This is a genomic window from Pseudomonas sp. FBF18 (assembly GCF_024261405.1).
Taxonomy (GTDB): domain Bacteria; phylum Pseudomonadota; class Gammaproteobacteria; order Pseudomonadales; family Pseudomonadaceae; genus Aquipseudomonas; species Aquipseudomonas palmensis.
Window position 1 is genome coordinate 1 of record NZ_QKRS01000026.1, and the last position, 16,045, is coordinate 16,045.

Here is a 16,045-nt window from a genome sequence, read left to right on the forward strand (position 1 = left end):
CGCGCAGGCCTGGCCGCAGTTGCTGGCGCCGCAGTGCGCAGGCGAGGGCGTGGCGATTGCGGTGGCCGGCCAGCCGATCGACCCGCAACGGATCGGGCGCGCCCGTGGCCGCTTGGCGGTGATCGGCCTGGGCCCGGGCGCCGCCGACCTGATGGTGCCGGCGGTCAAGGCCGAGCTGGCACGCGCCAATGACGTGCTGGGTTATGAAACCTATGTGCGCATGGCCGGCCCGTTCCGCGCCGATCAGGTGCTGCACTGCACCGACAACCGCGAAGAAATGCAGCGCGCACGGCATGCCTTCGAGCTGGCCGCGCAAGGCCGCTCGGTGGTGGTGGTATCGTCGGGCGACCCGGGCGTGTTCGCCATGGCAGCGGCGGTGCTCGAAGCCCTGCACGAGTCGACGGACCCGCAGTGGCACAGCGTCGAGCTGCAGGTGCTGCCGGGCGTCTCGGCCTCGCTGGCCACCGCCGCGCAGGCCGGTGCGCCGCTGGGGCATGACTTCTGCGTGCTGTCGCTGTCGGACAACCTCAAGCCCTGGGACATCATCGAGAAACGCCTGGACCTCGCCTGCCAGGCCGACCTGGCGCTGGCCTTCTACAACCCGATCTCGCGCTCGCGGCCCTGGCAGCTGGGGCGTGCCCTGGAGATCGTGCGCCAGCACCGAACGCCAGCCACCCCGGTGGTGCTGGGCCGTGACATCGGCCGCCCCGGCCAGACCCTGCGCACCCTGACCCTGGGCGAGCTGACGCCAGAGCAGGTGGACATGCGCACCATGGTGCTGGTGGGGTCGTCCACCACCTGCACCTTCGCGCGTGCCGACGGTGGCGAGTGGGTGTACACGCCGCGTTGGTATGGCGCCGGCCGCCCTGGATAGCCACAGGGTCTCGTAGGGAAAAAAAGGTGCGCCTGGAAACGGGCGCACCTTTTTTCATGCAGGCCCGGTGATAGTTTGCAGTGGCCTGGCTGTGCCGCGGCAAACCAAAACTGAACAAGGATGATGTTATGGATAACTCGACTGTGTTTCCCTGCGCGGAAAAAAGCGCTGAATTCTTCAGCAACCTGGAAGTACCGGATCTTCAGCATTCGCCGCTGTCCATGCGCGGGCTGCTGGCCAGTGAAGGGCTCGATGACGAAACGGGCGAAGTGGCACTGATGACCAGCGAAGGCCCGACGATTCTGACCTTTGCCGACAAGCTGTCGGCGGACAAGCGCCAGATGGCCAAGGACGCCACCCTGTTCGCCGAGATGGTGGCCAACACCTCGGGCAGTATCCAGGAGCAGCCCCTGCAATGGCTGGCAGCCTACCGGGAGGCCATGCTGCACGCCGGCTGGTTCATGACCAGTTCGGACCGTCAGAGCTACAACACCAGCAAGCGCGACATCACCATGGACAGCGTGGTGCTGGAAATCGTCGCCTCGGTGGCCGGTGGCAACGCAGCCGCCATGATCCCGCTGGTTTCCAGGGCCCTCGACAAGCTCAAGGGCGACGAGGACATGATCACCCTGTTCAACAACAACAGCACCGGCGCGAGCAAGGACAGTTGCCGCATTCTGCCGTGCCTTGAAACGGATAACGGCGAAGCCGTGACACTGTTCATCGGGCTTGAATACAACAAGCGTACCGACAAGGGCGGCGCACTGTTCTGGAAGTGGGACAACGAAACCATGGACATCACTCAGGTGGCCACCATGGTCAACTGGAACGAACGTGTCTATCAGCGCAACAAAGACGACATCCACGACTACATGGGTATTTCCTCGGATAACTTCTTCAGGAAAATCAAGAAGAAGTAATTCTACCGGCACCGGTGTCAAGGCGCCGGTGCCGCTATCCTCAAGGAGTCGAGGCATGGCAATGCAGTACGAGACATGGGTCAATGGTGCGCAGCTGATTTCATTTCCCGGCGGGTTGAGCGCACCGGACAGGGATGATGTATTGAACTCCAACTTGCTGGCGCAGGTGTCGGCCAACCAGGACGGCCTGGTCACCGCCAACCCCCGGGCCTGGTTCAAGCGCAATGTGGACGGCCTGGGCCAGCTCATGTGGAGCACCCAGACCGTGCAGTCCGATGTATCCAGGTTCGCCGGCCTGGATGACCTGAGCATCGTCGCGCTGGTGACCAGGCACCTGAAGAAGAAGTTGCCTGCGGCCATCGTGCGGCAGATGACCGACATGCTGGAGCAGATTTGCGAACTGGCCTACGAGCACCCGGCGCGCCAGCTGTTTCGTGCCCAGGTGCTCGCGCACAGCCAGGCCAGCCAGCGCACGGCGATCAACTTCCAGCTCAGTGCGTGTACTGCGCCAGACCAGGTGTTCAGCCTGTTTGTGAGCCTGGCGCTGGTGGTGCCGCTTCAGCAGGACTTTCTGCACCAGACGTTCTGCGGGGTCGACAGCCCGGGCGACGCGCTGTTCTTCTACAGCCACAAGCAGTTGTCGGTTGCGCGCTATGCGCGACTGCGCGACATGACGGTGGCAGCCCTGGAGGACGATGCCGTTGTGCTCAGGCGGGTGGTGCCGCAGGCCAAGGCCAAGGCCGACTGCTCGCTGCAAGGGGGCACCCATGACCTCCACTGAGCGTTCGCAGGTGATCGGCGACAACCGGGTGTCGTTCGGTGATGGCATGGACCCTGCCGACATGCAGGACATGATGGACCTGATGGTGTACGCCGAGATGTACGCCAGCAAAGCGGTTGGTCAGCATGCCTCGCCGCAGGCCTGGAATGAGTTCCACCATGCCTGCCTGCTGCGGCATGGTTGCCGCCTGATCAGCTTTCTGTCGTCGGTGTCCACGGCTGCCCACGACCTGGCGCAGGTGCGTGCCTTCGAGGTCACGGTGGTACAGCGGGACGCCGAGGTGCTGTTTCACCAGGTGATCAGCCAGTCGCTGCGCGACCTCGACCTGGAGACCAAGGCCCGGCGCCACTTCGAGTCTTCGGCCATGCCCAGGCGCGACGTGGAGAAGGCCATGCACTGCAAGGTCACGCCCTGTTTCACCGATCGACGCAACCAGCCCATGCTGTGTTTCTGCGGGCTGGTGATGCGCTTTGAAGTGGACGTCGAACACGGCTTTCTGACCGATACCTACCGGCGCTACGTGACCCTGACGCCCCATGGTGGCTGCTACCTGTTCGATCGCCAGGCGTACGCGAGCCATCGCACGTTCGTACTGGCCCAGACCCGGGCACTCTCGGAAGGTTTCTTCCAGGACCGGTAGGGGCTAGAGCACCAGGTAGCCCTTGATCCCGGTGAAGATGATCTGCGCCGCCAGGGCGCACACGAACAGGCCCATCAGCCGGCTGACGATCTGCAGGCCCTGGTCGCCAAGCAGCCGTTCGATGCGGTGCGACAGAAACAGCACCAGGCCAACGGTGAAGCTGGCCAGGGCGATACTCACGATGGCCAGCAGCTTGTCGTCCCAGTGCGGCTGGCTGACGCCCATCACCAGCAGCGCACCGATGGTGCCGGGGCCGACGGTCAGCGGGATGGTCAACGGCACGATGGTCACGTCCTGCTGCACGTTGTCGGTGTTGACCGCCGACTTGCCCTGGGCCATGCCCAGCGCCGAGATGAACAGCACGCTGCCGGCGCCGATGCGAAACGCGTCGGGGGTGATGCCGAAGATGCCGAAGATTGCCCGCCCGAACAGGTACAGCAGCACGCTGGCGATCAGTACCGCCAGCGCCACGCGCCAGGCCAGCTGCTTGCGCTCCTTGCTGGAGTGGCCGCGGGTCAGGCTGATGAAGCAGGACAGGACGAAGAACGGGCTGTAGAGCACGAGCATCTTCAGGTAGACGCTGAACAACTCATGGAGCATGGCGTGGGCTCGCGGCAAAGGGGGCGTTGGGCAAGTGTATCAGTGGGGGACAGGCGCGTTGTCGGGCTGCTCGTGGGGCTTGCGGTGGGCCACCCAGTATTCGATCAGTTCGCGCAGTTGCGACAGCTCCACCGGCTTGGCCATGTGCCCGTCCATGCCGGCCTGGCGTGCGCGCTCCTTGTGCTCGGCCAGGATGTGCGCGGTCAGCGCCACCACCGGCGTGCGCGGGCGCAGGCTGACCGCCTCCCAGGCGCGCAGCTGCTGGGTGGCCGAGAAGCCGTCCAGCACCGGCATCTCGCAGTCCATCAGCACCAGGTCGTAGCGCTGCGCCTTCATGGCCTGCAGGGCTTCCTCGCCGTTGCTGGCGGTGTCGGGCTCCAGGTTGAGCTTGCCGAGCATGCCGCGGATCACCTTGGTGGAGATGTTGTTGTCTTCGGCCACCAGGATGCGGAAGTCGGCGGGCACGTCCAGCGGGGTGGCCAGGCTGGGCGGCTGCATGCCGAGCATCTGGCCCTTGCTGCGCTGGGCCAGCTCTTCGGCCAGGGTGGTCTTGAGGGTGTAGCCGGCCACGGGCTTGGCCAGGATGCGCTTGACCCCGGCGTTGCGGGCGATGACCTTGCTCGGCGCATTGGTGATGCCGGTGAGCATGATGATCAGGATGTCGTGGTTCAGGCTCGGATCTTCCTTGATCTTGGCGGCCAGTTGCATGCCGGTCATGCCGGGCATGTTCTGGTCGAGCAGCACGGCATCGAAGTAGTCGCGCAGGTGCGCCTTGGTGCGCAGCAGGGCCAGGGCTTCCTTGCCCGAGGGCACGGCGCTCACGTTCATGCCCCAGGCGCTGCACTGCTGCACCAGCACCTTGCGGCAGGTGTCGTTGTCGTCCACCACCAGCACCCGGGCATCGCGCAGCGGGCCGTCGAGGTCGGCGGCGGGCTGTTCGAGGCGCTGCGGGTCCAGCGGCAGGGTCATCCACAGGGTGTTGCCCTGGTTGTGGCTGGTCTTGATGCCGAACTCGCCCTGCATCAGGGCGATCAGTTGCTTGGCGATCACCAGGCCCAGCAGGCCGCCGAGCTTGTTGCTCGACAGCACGTGCTCGCTGTGCAACTCGGCCTGCAGCAGTGCCTCGCGCTCGCTGGGCGGGATCGGTTCGCCGCTGTCCTGCACGGCCAGGCGCAGGCGCGGGCTGCTGCCGCGCTGGTCCAGTGCCACCACCAGCAGGATTTCGCCCTGCTCGGTCTTTTTCAGAGCGTTTTCCAGCAGGCTCAGCAGGGCCTGGCGCAGGCGCGTGGGATCACCGCTGATGACCCGCGGCACCTGCGGCTGGGTGAAGCTGATCAGTTCGATGTTCTGCTGTTCGGCCTTGGCCCTGAAGATGCTCAGGCAGTCCTCGATCAGGGCGTTGAGGTCGAACTGCACGTCATCCAGCTCGATCTGGCCGGACTCGAGCTTGGAGATGTCGAGGATCTCGTTGATCAGGGTCAGCAGCTCGTTGCCGGCACTGTGGATGGTCTGCACATAGTCGCGCTGCTTGACCGACAGCGGGGTGCCCAGCAGCAGTTCGGTCATGCCCAGCACACCGTTCATCGGGGTGCGGATCTCGTGGCTGATGCGTGCCAGAAACTCTGCCTTGGCGTTGATTTCGGCGGTGCTGGCGGCCAGCTCGCGGCTGGCGCTGAAGCGCGCCTCGCTGATGCTGCGCAGGCGCTCGCCCAGGGCCATGTTGAGCAGAAGGCCGGTGAAGGCGGTGAACCCCAGCAGAATGAACAGCAGCCATTCGGTGGGGGTGCGGGTAAGGCCCAGCAGCGCCGGCAGCACCACCAGGCAGCCCAGGTTGAACACCAGCATGGCCAGGCTGAACAGGCGCGCCGGAGCGAAGCCGCGCACCCAGTGGCAAACGGCCGTGATCAGCATGCTCAGGCTGGCCAGGGCCACCAGTGCGTAGGTGGCCAGGTTCAACGGCAAGGTGTCGACGAACAGCAGCAACAGGCCGCCGATGGCGATCAGCAGGATCTCGCCTTGCAGCAGGCGGGCCAGGCGCGGCTGCTGCAGGGGGGCGAAGAAGCGCAGGGTGAAGGCCAGCCCGCAGAGGCTGGCGAGCAGGGCGGTGAGGTAGGCGGCCGGGGTCTGCGAGGTCTGCCAGAGGTTCCACGGCCCGCTCAGGTTGAGCAGGATCAGCGCGCTGAGCAGCATCAGGCTGTGGTAGCCGGCCAGCCACAGGCTGCTGGTGGAGCGCGAATAGCCGAAGCGCACCAGGTTGTGCAGGATCAGCATGCCCATGCAGCCGAACAGCAACCCGAACAGCAGTGGCTGGCGCTGGTCGGCGGCGGCGCTCACGGCGGGCATCAGGCTGATGCCGGGCCGCAGCTGGTGCTCGGAGACCAGCCGCAGGTAGAGGTCCTGGGCCTGGTCGCTGCTCGGCACCGCCAGCAGGTGATCGTTGGTGGTCAGGCTCACCGGGCCGTTGGTGTCCGGGCGGCCGTTGTGGGACTGCTCGATCAGCCGGGCGCCGTCGACCACATACAGGTTCAGGTGCGACAGGTCCGGGGCGAACAGGCGCAGTACCTGTTCGGGCTGGTGTGGGGGCAGGTGGTAATGCAGCCAGAGCGCCTGCTGGGGCTCGGCGGCATCGAGCTGGTTGAGCTCGATTGGACTGAACTGGTTACGGTAACGCTCGGAACGGATGTCGCTCAGTTGCAGGTTGGCCTGATCGTCGAGCAATACCGACCACCCACTGCCCGAATCGGCCGTGGCCGGGAACAGGCAGAGCAGAGTCAGCAGGCTGACGGTGAGTCCAATGGCAATCCTGAGCCAACGCACGAGATATCCCTTCCTAGCCAAATGCCGGTTTGCAACTATGCGCGGCGTGCCAAGCCGAAGGCAAGGCCCCTTTGGAGCCTTGCCGTGTCAGCTTACTCCTGGTGCTCGCCACGTTCACGGGCGATGGCGCGGTAGCCGATGTCGGTGCGGTAGAAACTGCCGTCCCACTCGATTTCGGCGGCCAGGCGGTAGGCCTGCTGCTGCGCGGCTTCGACGGTCTCACCCAGGGCAGTGGCACACAGTACGCGACCACCGCTGGTGACCACCTGGCCGTCCTTGAGGGCGGTACCGGCATGGAAAACCTTGCCGGTGAGCTTGGCTGCGGCGTCCAGGCCGCTGATCGGTGCGCCCTTGGCGTAGTCGCCCGGGTAGCCGCCGGCGGCCAGTACAACGCCCAGGCTCGGCTGCGGGTTCCACTGCGCTTCGACCTTGTTCAGGGCCTTGGCGAACGCCGCTTCGATCAGCAGCACCAGGCTCGATTCCAGGCGCAGCATCACCGGCTGGGTTTCCGGGTCGCCGAAGCGGCAGTTGAACTCGATGACCTTGGGGTTGCCGGCCTTGTCGATCATCAGCCCGGCATACAGGAAGCCGGTGTACACGTTGCCTTCGGCAGCCATGCCGTTGACGGTCGGCCAGATCACCTGGTCCATCACGCGCTGGTGGACCTCGGCAGTGACCACCGGGGCTGGCGAGTAGGCGCCCATGCCGCCGGTGTTGGGGCCGGTGTCGGCGTTGCCGACGCGCTTGTGGTCCTGGCTGGTGGCCATCGGCAGCACGTTCTGCCCGTCGACCATGACGATGAAGCTGGCTTCCTCGCCGTCGAGGAACTCTTCGATGACCACGCGCGAACCGGCGTCGCCGAAGGCATTGCCGGCGAGCATGTCGCGTACCGCGTCCTCGGCTTCAGCCAGGGTCATGGCGACGATCACGCCCTTGCCCGCGGCCAGGCCGTCGGCCTTGATCACGATCGGTGCGCCTTTTTCGCGCAGGTAGGCCAGGGCCGGCTCCACTTCGGTGAAGTTCTGGTAGTCGGCGGTCGGGATCTTGTGACGGGCCAGAAAGTCCTTGGTGAAGGCCTTGGAGCCTTCCAGCTGCGCCGCGCCCTTGGTGGGGCCGAAGCAGTCCAGGCCGCGGCTGCGGAACAGGTCGACCACGCCGGCCACCAACGGGCCCTCGGGGCCGACGATGGTCAGGGCGACGTTCTTCTCGGCGAAGTCGGCCAGTTGCTCCAGGGCGGTGACGTCGATGTCGACGTTCTTGCACTTGGCTTCGGTGGCGGTGCCGGCGTTGCCGGGGGCGACGAAGACAGTCTCGACGCGAGGGTCCTGGGCAACTTTCCAGGCCAGGGCGTGTTCGCGGCCGCCGCTACCGATGATCAAAACGTTCATGTCAAAACCTCGATGACGCTAATTCGGATGAGTGCTGTTCTGTGCAGGTCATTGCAAGAGCGAGGTCCTGTGGGAGCGGGCTTGACCCGCGATGGGGGCCACGCGATCAGGAAGTACCGCGTCGCTCGCATCGCGGGTCAAGCCCGCTCCCACAGGGATATGTCTGCACCTTTTCTGTTGGTCAGTGACGGAAGTGGCGCATGCCGGTGAACACCATCGCGATGCCGGCTTCGTCGGCCGCGGCAATCACCTCGGCATCACGCATCGAACCGCCTGGCTGGATCACCGCAGTGATACCCACCTTGGCCGCGTTGTCGATACCGTCGCGGAACGGGAAGAACGCATCCGAGGCCATGACCGCACCCTGTACCTGCAGGCCGGCATGCTCGGCCTTGATCGCGGCGATGCGCGCCGAGTTCACGCGGCTCATCTGGCCGGCGCCGACACCGATGGTCTGGCGGTTCTTGGCATAGACGATGGCGTTGGACTTGACGTACTTGGCCACTTTCCAGGCGAAGATCAGGTCGTGGATTTCCTGCTCGGTCGGCGCACGTTTGGTCACCACCTTCAGGTCGCCCTCGGTGATCATGCCGATGTCGCGGCTCTGTACCAGCAGGCCGCCGGTGACGCGCTTGTAGTCCCAGGCAGCGGCACGCTCGGCCGACCACTGGCCGCACGCCAGCAGGCGCACGTTGGCCTTGGCGGCCACCACGGCGCGGGCTTCTTCGCTCACGCTCGGGGCGATGATCACTTCGACGAACTGACGCTCGACGATGGCCTTGGCGGTTTCGGCATCCAGCTCGCGGTTGAACGCGATGATGCCGCCGAAGGCTGATTCGATATCGGTGGCGTAGGCCAGCTCGTAGGCCTGGCGGATGCCGCCCTCGGCGTCCGGGCTGACGGCCACGCCGCACGGGTTGGCGTGCTTGACGATCACGCAGGCCGGCTTGACGAAGCTCTTGACGCATTCCAGCGCGGCGTCGGTGTCGGCCACGTTGTTGTACGACAGCTCCTTGCCCTGCAGCTGGGTGGCGGTGGCGATGCCGGCCTCGCTCGGCTTGGCCTCGACGTAGAACGCCGCGCTCTGGTGCGGGTTCTCGCCGTAGCGCATTTCCTGGGCCTTGACGAACTGGCTGTTGAAGGTGCGCGGGAACTGGCTGCGGTCTTCGGTGCTCAGGGTGTCGGCCGACTGGTTCACGGTGCCCATGTAGTTGGCGATCATGCCGTCGTAGGCGGCGGTGTGCTCGAACGCCTTGAGCATCAGGTCGAAGCGCTGGGCGTAGGTCAGGCCACCGGCCTTGAGGCTCTCGAGTACCTGGCCGTAGTCGCTGGCGTTGACCACGATGGCCACGTCCTTGTGGTTCTTGGCCGCCGAGCGAACCATGGTCGGGCCGCCGATGTCGATGTTCTCGATGGCGGTCGGCAGGTCGCAGCCCGGCTTGGAGATGGTGGCTTCGAAGGGGTACAGGTTGACGGCGACCAGGTCGATCGGCTTGATCCCGTGCTCGGCCATGATGGCGTCATCGGTACCGCGACGGCCGAGGATGCCACCGTGGATCTTGGGGTGCAGGGTCTTGACCCGGCCGTCCATCATTTCGGCAAAGCCGGTGTAGTCGGCAACTTCCACCGCGGCGACGCCATTGTCCTGGAGCAACTTGAAGGTGCCACCGGTGGACAGGATCTCGACGCCGAGCTGTTGCAGCTCACGGGCGAATTCGAGGATTCCGGTCTTGTCGGAAACGCTGATCAAGGCGCGGCGGATCGGCAGGCGGGTAGTCTGGTCGGTCATTTCAGATTCCATAACGCGGTGGAGTCAGCAAAAAAGGCGACCTCATCGAATGGGAGCCGCCTTTTCTGGTGTGGATTCGTTGTTACAGCAGATCGTACTGCTTGAGCTTCTTGCGCAAGGTGCCCCGGTTGAGCCCCAGCAGCTCGCTGGCCTTGGTCTGGTTGCCCTTGACGTAGTTCATCACGCTTTCGAGCAAGGGTGCCTCGACTTCAGAGAGCACCAGGTTGTACACGTCCGTGACAGCAGCGCCCTCGAGGTGCGCAAAGTAGTTGTGCAGCGCCTTCTCCACGCTCCCGCGAAGGGTCTGGCCCTCTTCGCTCGGGGTGTTCAGGTGCTGTTTCAGGTTGACGTTGTCGCTCACGGGCGTTGTTCCACTCACTAAAGTCTCGGTCATCATCGTCATGCGGCCACCCCTTGTCCGTCCTCTGTCTCAAGGCTCTGTTCACGTTCGCGGAAAAACTCGCGAACGTCGGCGCACTGCGCGTGTGTTTCTTCCAAACCATTGAAGCGGGCGCGAAACTCCCTGGCGCCCGGTAACGTTGCCAGGTACCAGCCCACATGCTTGCGGGCGATACGCACACCCATCACATCGCCATAGAAGGCGTGCAGCGCGGCCAGGTGCTCCAGCAGAATTCGTTCCACTTCAGCCAACTGCGGTGCCGGCAACAGCTCGCCGGTGCGCAGGTAGTGCTCGACCTCGCGAAAGATCCACGGCCGCCCCTGGGCGGCGCGGCCGATCAGCAGGCCGTCGGCGCCGGTGGCGTCGAGCACCTGTCGGGCCTTTTGCGGCGACGTGATGTCGCCATTGGCAAATACCGGTATCGACACCGCCTGCTTGATGGCGGCGATGGTGTCGTACTCGGCGTCGCCGGTGTACAGGTCGGCACGGGTGCGGCCATGTACGGCCAGTGCCTGAATGCCTGCCTGCTCGGCGATCTTCGCCACGGTCAGGCCATTCTTGTTGTCCCGGTCCCAGCCGGTGCGGATCTTGAGGGTAACGGGTACGTCCACGGCGGCGACCACCGCCTGGAGGATCTCGTTGACCAGCACTTCATCCTTCAATAAAGCAGAGCCTGCAGCTTTGTTGCAGACTTTTTTTGCCGGGCAGCCCATGTTGATATCGATGATCTGCGCGCCGGCCTCGACATTGGCCCGGGCCGCGGCCGCGAGCATCTGCGCGTCACCGCCGGCGATCTGCACCGAGCGGGGCTCGGGATCGCCATCGTGAATCATGCGCAGGCGCGACTTGCGGCTGTTCCACAGGCTCATGTCGCTGCTGACCATTTCGGACACCACCAGGCCTGCGCCCATTCGTCGGCACAGCTGACGAAAAGGCTGGTCCGTGACCCCGGCCATCGGGGCAAGGATCAGGGCGTTCTGCAGTGTGTATGGGCCGATGCGTACCGCCGACATAGGAGTTCCCTGTTGTGGGGGCCGATCTTAGAGTTCGAAAAAGGGTGGGCATGATACCCGCTCTCGGTGACCGGATAAAGGTCGATCTGGATAAAATATGAACAGTTTGAGCGGCAAGCGACAAGCTTCAAGCCCCAGCCAAAAGCAGGAGTGGCGTGATACCGCGCTTTTCTCTTGCCGCCTGAAGCTTGCCGCTGGTCGCTGGGTTTACTCCGGCGAGCGGAAGCTCAGGCTGTAGTTGACCGCCTTCGGGCCCGGATCGAGGATGTCCAGGGCGATGTGGATCGGGGTCTGGCTGGGCATTTCGGCCTTGCCGGCCAGCTCGCCGCTCAGGTACTCGCCGGGCTTGAAGCGACGGCTGGCGATCAGTTGGCCGTTGAGGTCGGCAAACCGCAGCTCCAGCAGCGGGAATGGCTGCGAGAAGGGCGCACGATTGTAGATGATCGCGTCCACGATCAACGCGCCGGCAAAGTCCGGGTGGCTGCGGACCACCAGGTTGCTGCTCTTGATGCGGGCGATGTCGACCTTGGAAGGCACTTCGCAGCCCAGTTGCGGGCACAGCTGCTGGAACCAGGGGCGGTACTGGTCCTGGCGGGCCAGTTCGTCGAAGTGATAGGCGATGTACTGGCCAGCCAGTGCCGCGCCTGCCAGCAGAGTCAGCAGCGCCCACAGCAGGCGCCGGCCCCAGTGGCTGCGCGGCTTCTGCCAGTCGAGCTGCAGCGGGTCGTCGACGATGTCGACCAGCGCCGGCTTGCGCGGCGAGCGTGCGGCCATCGGGCCAAGGTCGGGTTCGTGGCGGGTATTCGGGGCGTCGTCGAGCGCCGGGTCCGGCGTATCGGGCTCATCACCCGGGTCGCGTGCCGACAGGTGCTCGGCCACCACGTCGGGGTCGTGGAGGGGCTGCTCGCGCAGCGGGGGCTCGTCATCCAGGCCGTCCAGGTCCAGCGACAGCGAGGGTTCGGTGCGCTCGCCCGGCAGCGCCACGACAGCCGGGACGGGTTCGTCGACCAGCGGCGGCTGCGGCGTTGCCTGGGCTTCGCGTTCGTCGGCCGGGCTGCTGAACAGGCTGTCGGTGTACGAGGTGTCGTCCGGGCCGTCGCGCTGGGCGCTGAGGCTGTCCTCGCGGCGTGGCGCCAGGTCGAAGTCTTCGGCCTGGCTGCGCTTGAACTCGCTGATCGGCTGGATTTCGCGTTGCTCCAGGCGGGCGAGTTCCTGGTCGAGGTCCAGTTGGTCGAGGTCGACGTCCAGCGCGCTGGCCGTCCATTCGCGCTGGCTGATCGGCGCGGGGGCCGGCGGCGCTGGCTGCGGTGCATGTTCGGGTTCGGCCACCGGCGCAGGCAACGGCGTTGCCGGCGGCAGCGCGGGGGCGACCTGCAGCGCCTGTTGCGCTGCACTTTGCTCCAGCAGCTGCTTGGCGGCGTTGAATACCTGCAGGCAATTGCCGCAGCGCACTACCCCGCGGGCCACACTCAATTGAGTGTGGCTGACGCGAAAGCTGGTCTGGCAATGCGGGCACTGGGTGACGAAACTGTCGGTCATGCGGCGGTCCGGGTTGTGCAGAGTTGTAGTCTAGGCGCAGTTAGCGCCGGCGACCACTGATGCGTACCCAGCCATCGCGCACGGCGATCGGGTCCAGGTCGAAGTCCTTGGCGTAGGCGGCGGCCACTTCATCGCCCTGTTCGGCGAGGATGCCCGACAGCGCCAGCAGGCCGCCGGGGCGTACCAGGCCGGACAGCTGCGGGGCCAGCGAGACCAGCGGGCCGGCGAGGATGTTGGCTACCAGCACGTCGGCCTGCATGGCCGGCATGTCCTGGGGCAGGTACAGGTCGAACAGCGCGTCGGCGATGCCGTTGCGCCCGGCATTGTCGCGCGAGGCCTCGATGGCCTGCACGTCGATGTCGGTGCCCACTGCCTTGCGTGCGCCCAGCAGCAGCGCGGCGATGGCGAGGATGCCCGAGCCGCAGCCGAAGTCGAGTACTTCAGTGCCGTTCAGGTCCTGGCCGTCGAGCCATTCCAGGCACAGGGCGGTGGTCGGGTGGGTGCCGGTGCCGAACGCCAGGCCCGGGTCGAGCAGCAGGTTGACGGCGTCCGGCTCGGGGGCGGCGTGCCAGCTGGGCACGATCCACAGGCGCTGGCCGAAGCGCATGGGCTGGAAGTTGTCCATCCAGCTGCGTTCCCAGTCCTGGTCTTCGATCACTTCGGCCTGGTGCTCGGGCAGGGCGGCCCCGGTCAGCAGTTGCAGGTGGGCAAACACTGCCTCGGGTTCGGCGTCGGCTTCGAACAGGGCCAGCAGGTGGGTGTGCGACCACAGCGGGGTGGTGTTGAGGTCCGGTTCGAAGATCGGCTGGTCTTCGGCGTCCATGAAGGTGACGGAGACGGCGCCGACTTCGAGCAGGGCATCTTCGTAGGTTTCGGCTTGTTCCGGGCTGATGGCCAGACGTACTTGCAGCCAGGGCATGGCGGGCACCTTTGGGTAATTCGTGGAGGGCAGCCGCTGGGGGCTGCGCGAAGCGCGCCAGTTTACTTGAGTGCGAGGGGTTTGTATCGGGGGCGCTGCAGTGTCTGTACTGGCGTGATCGCGGGTCAAGCCCGCTCCCACAGAGACGGCAGTGATCCCTGTGGGAGCGGGCTTGACCCGCGATCGGGCTGCAGAGCAGCCCTCGAGAGACAAACCGGTGCTGGTCAGTGCCCGCGCAAAAACGCCAGCAGTCGCGCATTGACCTGCTCGGCCGCTTCCAGCTGCACCATGTGCCCCTGGCCCGGCAGTATCGCCACCTCGGCTGGCAGGCCGTCCACATGGGTGGCCGGGATGATCGCGTCATCGCTGCCCCACAGCACCAGCGTCGGCTGCTGCGCCACCACCGGGCGCAGGTCGTGACGCTGCACGCCGTCGCTGGCCAGTGCGTCGGCCAGTTGTCGCAGGGCCTCGTCCACCCCCTCCAGGCGCTTGAACCTGAGCATGTCCTCGAGCATCTGCCGGGTCACCAGCCCGGGGTCGGAGAACAGCTGCGTCATCTGCGGCTTCAGGGCGTTGCGGTTGGCCGCCGCAACGATGCCCTGCAGGTAGCCGCCATTGATCTCGCGCCCCAGCCCGGCGCTGGCGATCAGGCTCAGCGACTGCACCCGCGCAGGTGCCAGCCGCGCCAGGTTCAAGGCCACCGCACCACCCATGGAGTGCCCGGCCAGGTGCACGCGCCCCAGGTCCAGGTGATCGAGCAGGGCCAGCACGCTCTGGCTCAGCTCATCCAGGTCGCCGCGTTGCAGGTGCTTGCCCGACTCGCCATGCCCGGGCAGGTCGAGGGCGATCACCCGGCGCTCGGCGGCCAGCGCCGGGTGGTTGAACATCCAGTTGTTAAGGTCGCCGCAGAAGCCGTGGATCAACACCAGCGGCGTACCGCTTTCGCCGAGGTCGAAGTAGCGCACCCGGTGCCCGTCCAGCTCGACTTTCTGCGGCGCCGGGCCGCTGTCCTGCTCGGCGCCGTCACCAGGCACGAAATCGGCCTGAAAGCGCTGCACCACCGCATCGATCTGCGCGTCGCTGGCCTCGCCCTCGACCACCACGGCCAGCAGCGCCCCCACTGCCAGGGTTTCGTCGGGCCTGGCGATCTGACGGCGCAGCACGCCGCTGAACGGGGCCTCGACGCTGCTGGAGATCTTGTCGGTCTCCACGTCCAGCACCTCGTCGCCCTTGCTGATGTGCTCGCCTTCCTGCTTGAGCCAGGTGTCGATGCGCCCCTCGGTCATCGACAGGCCCCACTTGGGCATGGTCAGGGTATGGATCTGGCTCATGCCGCGTCCCTCCCTTTCATCACTGTGTGCACGGCAGCCTCGATCTTGGCGGCGGTGGGGATGTAGAGGTCTTCCAGCGCGTCGGAGAACGGCACCGGGGTGTGCGGCGCAGTGACCATCTCGATCGGGCCCTTGAGTGCGCCGAAGGCTTTCTGCGCCACCAGCGCACTGATGTCGGTGGCCATCGAGCAGCGCGGGTTGGCTTCGTCGATCACCACCAGGCGGCCGGTCTTTTCCACGCTTTCGAGAATGCTGTCTTCATCCATCGGGCTGGTGGTGCGCAGGTCGAGCACCTCGCAGTCGATGCCCTGGCGCGCCAGGTTGGCCGCCGCCTCCATGGCCAGGTGGACCATGCGACCGTAGGTCACCAGGGTGATGTCGTCGCCGTCACGCATGAAGTTGGCCTCGCCGAACGGCACGGTGTAGACCTCTTCCGGCACTTCGCCCTGCAGGCTGTAGAGCAGCTTGTGCTCGCAGAAGATCACCGGGTCGTTGTCGCGGATCGCCTGGATCAGCAGGCCCTTGGCGTCATACGGCGACGACGGGCACACCACCTTCAGGCCCGGGATGTGGGTCCACAGCGAGGTGAGCATCTGCGAGTGCTGGGCGGCGGCGCGCAGGCCGGCGCCGACCATGGTGCGCATCACCAGCGGGGTGACCGCCTTGCCGCCGTACATGTAGCGAAACTTGGCTGCCTGGTTGAGGATCTGGTCCAGGCAGCAGCCGGCAAAGTCGACGAACATCAGTTCGCACACCGGGCGCAGGCCCTGGGTGGCGGCGCCGACCGCTGCGCCCACATAGCCGATTTCCGATAGCGGCGCGTCCAGTACGCGGCCGGGGAACTGCCCGTAAAGGCCCTTGGTGACGCCGAGCACACCGCCCCAGGCGTCATTCTCGCCCGGTGCACCGGCACCGCCGGCGACGTCCTCGCCAATGATGAACACCGTGGGGTCGCGGCGCATTTCCTGGGCCAGGGCTTCGTTGATGGCCTGCTGGTAGCTGATTTTTCTCGCCATGATGATTCTCCGATTGTT

At 65.7% G+C, this 16,045-nt stretch carries 14 protein-coding genes; 4 read left to right on the forward strand and 10 right to left on the reverse strand.

Going from position 1 to position 16,045, the window contains the following annotated elements:
* The 4 genes from cobJ to DN387_RS25145 all read left to right on the forward strand — a co-directional run.
* A partial coding sequence (gene cobJ / locus DN387_RS25130) for a precorrin-3B C(17)-methyltransferase (RefSeq protein ID WP_254506394.1) occupies window positions 1-874 on the forward strand: 874 nt, incomplete at its 5' end.
* Window positions 875-1,002: 128 nt separating this feature from the next.
* On the forward strand, window positions 1,003-1,794 hold the full coding sequence (locus DN387_RS25135; protein WP_043860478.1) for a hypothetical protein: 792 nt from the start codon (window positions 1,003-1,005) through the stop codon (window positions 1,792-1,794).
* A 55-nt stretch (window positions 1,795-1,849) separates the two neighbouring features.
* On the forward strand, window positions 1,850-2,575 hold the full coding sequence (locus DN387_RS25140) for a hypothetical protein (RefSeq protein WP_054916147.1): 726 nt from the start codon (window positions 1,850-1,852) through the stop codon (window positions 2,573-2,575).
* Window positions 2,562-3,215 (forward strand): hypothetical protein, encoded by a 654-nt coding sequence (locus DN387_RS25145; RefSeq protein WP_054916146.1) that lies wholly within the window; start codon window positions 2,562-2,564, stop codon window positions 3,213-3,215. The genes DN387_RS25140 and DN387_RS25145 overlap by 14 nt, the downstream gene beginning before the upstream one ends.
* A gap of 3 nt (window positions 3,216-3,218) precedes the next feature.
* Here the strand turns inward: DN387_RS25145 and DN387_RS25150 are convergent, their stop codons facing one another.
* The 10 genes from DN387_RS25150 to DN387_RS25195 all read right to left on the reverse strand — a co-directional run bounded on the left by DN387_RS25150 (window position 3,219) and on the right by DN387_RS25195 (window position 16,027).
* Window positions 3,219-3,815: a MarC family protein gene (locus DN387_RS25150; RefSeq protein ID WP_043860475.1), complete on the reverse strand. Its 597-nt coding sequence runs from the start codon at window positions 3,813-3,815 to the stop codon at window positions 3,219-3,221.
* A gap of 39 nt (window positions 3,816-3,854) precedes the next feature.
* A complete protein-coding gene (locus DN387_RS25155) occupies window positions 3,855-6,632 on the reverse strand; it encodes a hybrid sensor histidine kinase/response regulator (RefSeq protein ID WP_043860474.1) in 2,778 nt (925 codons plus the stop codon).
* Between the two features lie 92 nt (window positions 6,633-6,724).
* Window positions 6,725-8,020, reverse strand: a complete 1,296-nt coding sequence (purD, locus tag DN387_RS25160) for a phosphoribosylamine--glycine ligase (protein WP_054916145.1) — start codon at window positions 8,018-8,020, stop codon at window positions 6,725-6,727.
* Window positions 8,021-8,201: 181 nt separating this feature from the next.
* Window positions 8,202-9,809: a bifunctional phosphoribosylaminoimidazolecarboxamide formyltransferase/IMP cyclohydrolase gene (gene purH, locus DN387_RS25165; protein WP_054916144.1), complete on the reverse strand. Its 1,608-nt coding sequence runs from the start codon at window positions 9,807-9,809 to the stop codon at window positions 8,202-8,204.
* A gap of 82 nt (window positions 9,810-9,891) precedes the next feature.
* A complete protein-coding gene (fis, locus tag DN387_RS25170; RefSeq protein ID WP_003186237.1) occupies window positions 9,892-10,212 on the reverse strand; it encodes a DNA-binding transcriptional regulator Fis in 321 nt (106 codons plus the stop codon).
* Window positions 10,209-11,222, reverse strand: a complete 1,014-nt coding sequence (dusB, locus tag DN387_RS25175; protein ID WP_043860471.1) for a tRNA dihydrouridine synthase DusB — start codon at window positions 11,220-11,222, stop codon at window positions 10,209-10,211. Before dusB ends, fis begins: the two co-directional genes overlap by 4 nt.
* A gap of 207 nt (window positions 11,223-11,429) precedes the next feature.
* On the reverse strand, window positions 11,430-12,761 hold the full coding sequence (locus tag DN387_RS25180; protein WP_054916143.1) for a DUF3426 domain-containing protein: 1,332 nt from the start codon (window positions 12,759-12,761) through the stop codon (window positions 11,430-11,432).
* A 40-nt stretch (window positions 12,762-12,801) separates the two neighbouring features.
* On the reverse strand, window positions 12,802-13,680 hold the full coding sequence (prmA, locus tag DN387_RS25185) for a 50S ribosomal protein L11 methyltransferase (RefSeq protein WP_043860469.1): 879 nt from the start codon (window positions 13,678-13,680) through the stop codon (window positions 12,802-12,804).
* 224 nt (window positions 13,681-13,904) lie between these two features.
* Window positions 13,905-15,011: an acetoin dehydrogenase dihydrolipoyllysine-residue acetyltransferase subunit gene (locus DN387_RS25190; protein ID WP_254506396.1), complete on the reverse strand. Its 1,107-nt coding sequence runs from the start codon at window positions 15,009-15,011 to the stop codon at window positions 13,905-13,907.
* On the reverse strand, window positions 15,008-16,027 hold the full coding sequence (locus DN387_RS25195) for an alpha-ketoacid dehydrogenase subunit beta (RefSeq protein WP_043860467.1): 1,020 nt from the start codon (window positions 16,025-16,027) through the stop codon (window positions 15,008-15,010). Before DN387_RS25195 ends, DN387_RS25190 begins: the two co-directional genes overlap by 4 nt.
* Between the last annotated feature and the right edge of the window lie 18 nt (window positions 16,028-16,045).